Origin of the sequence: uncultured Ruthenibacterium sp., from assembly GCF_963558415.1 — a bacterium.
Classification (GTDB): domain Bacteria; phylum Bacillota; class Clostridia; order Oscillospirales; family Ruminococcaceae; genus Ruthenibacterium.
In genome coordinates this window covers 1-1,942 of the sequence record NZ_CAUWGY010000154.1, presented here as the reverse complement: position 1 = coordinate 1,942, position 1,942 = coordinate 1, and the positions used below count along the sequence as shown (strand labels likewise).

Here is a 1,942-nt window from a genome sequence, read left to right as displayed (position 1 = left end):
CATGTTCCCCGCATGATCTACGTCAATAAGATGGACATCATGGGTGCGGATTTCTATCACGTACTGGACATGATCAAAGACCGCTTGAAAGCAAATGCAGTGCCTCTCCAGTTGCCGATTGGCAAAGAGGAGACCTTTAAAGGCATCATCGATTTGCTGGAGATGCAGGCCTATGTGTACTACGATGACCTGGGTAAAGATATCCGCGTGGAGCCGATCCCCGAGGATATGATGGACCTGGCCAATGAGTACCATGATAAGCTTGTCGAAGCTATTGCCGAGAGCGACGAAGAGCTGATGATGAAGTATCTGGATGGCGAAGAGCTGACCATCCCTGAGATGAAGAAAGCGATTCGCAAAGAGACCATTGCAAATACCATTGTTCCTGTGGTTTGCGGTACTTCTTATAAGAATAAGGGTGTCCAAAAACTGCTTGACGCCATTGTGGACTACATGCCGGCTCCGACCGACATTGAGGACATCAAGGGTGTGAATCCGGAAACTGGTGAAGAGGAGAGCCGTCCTTCGGATGACAATGCTCCTCTGGCTGCGCTGGCCTTTAAGATCGCCACGGACCCGTTTGTAGGTAAATTGGCGTTCTTCCGCGTGTATTCTGGTATTGCTAAGGCAGGCACCACAGTGTACAACTCTGTGAAGGACCAGAACGAGCGTCTGGGCCGTATCCTGCAGATGCACGCCAACCATCGTAAAGATATTGATGAGTGCTACGCGGGTGATATCGCTGCTGCGGTTGGTTTGAAAAATACCACCACGGGTGATACCCTGTGCGACGAGAAACACCCCATCATTCTGGAGAGCATGGAGTTCCCGGAGCCGGTTATCCGCGTTGCCATTGAGCCCAAGACCAAAGCAGGTCAGGAGAAAATGGGCATTGCGCTGGCAAAGTTGGCGGAAGAGGATCCCACGTTCCGTACCTATACGGACGAGGAGACCGGCCAAACCATCATTGCTGGTATGGGTGAGCTGCACTTGGAAATCATCGTTGACCGTCTGCTGCGTGAATTCAAGGTTGAGGCCAACGTAGGTGCGCCCCAGGTTGCTTACCGTGAGACCATTCGCCGTGCCGCTGATCAGGACACCAAGTATGCCCGTCAGTCTGGTGGTAAAGGCCAGTATGGTCATGTTAAAATTAAAATTGAGCCGAACGAGCAAGGCAAGGGTTATGAGTTCGTCAACGCTATCGTTGGCGGTGCGATTCCCAAGGAGTTCATCGGTCCTATCGACCAAGGTATCCAGGGCGCTATGCAGGCCGGTGTGCTTGCTGGTTATCCCGTTGTGGATGTCAAGGTTACTCTGTACGATGGTTCTTACCATGAGGTCGACTCCTCTGAGATGGCCTTTAAGATCGCTGGTTCCATGGCCTTCAAAGAGGCTATGCGCAAAGCAGATCCTGTCATCCTCGAGCCGATCATGAAGGTAGCAGTTATCGTTCCGGACGAGTATATGGGCGATGTTATCGGCGACGTAAATGCTCGTCGTGGACAGATTCAAGGAACCGAGGCCCGCAGTGGTTCTCAGCAGATCGATGCTCTGGTTCCGCTGTCCAATATGTTCGGTTACGCCACTGACCTGCGCAGCAAGACGCAGGGACGTGGACAGTATTCCATGGAGCCCAGCCATTACGCGGAAGTGCCCAAGAGCATTGCCGAGAACATTATGGCAGGCCGTGCAAAGTCCAACGACTAATGCCTTTTGTACAGTTATCGGGCCGTGATAAAACGGCCCGACTGTACGCGAATAAAACACTTGATTTTTTAAGGCTGATTTAGTACAATTGCCTTAAGAAACGGGTCTTATTAAAAAGGAGGATAATTCCAATGGCTAAAGCTAAATTTGAGCGTTCCAAACCCCATGTTAACATTGGTACCATCGGCCACGTTGACCATGGTAAAACCACTTTGACCGCTGCTATCACGAAAGT

General features: G+C 51.0%; 2 protein-coding genes. Both read left to right on the top strand.

What is annotated here, in order from left to right:
• A partial coding sequence (gene fusA, locus AB5H98_RS13340) for an elongation factor G (RefSeq protein ID WP_367926369.1) occupies window positions 1-1,707 on the top strand: 1,707 nt, incomplete at its 5' end.
• Window positions 1,708-1,838: 131 nt separating this feature from the next.
• Window positions 1,839-1,942: GTP-binding protein (locus AB5H98_RS13335; RefSeq protein ID WP_367926370.1), on the top strand; the 104-nt coding region annotated here is incomplete at its 3' end.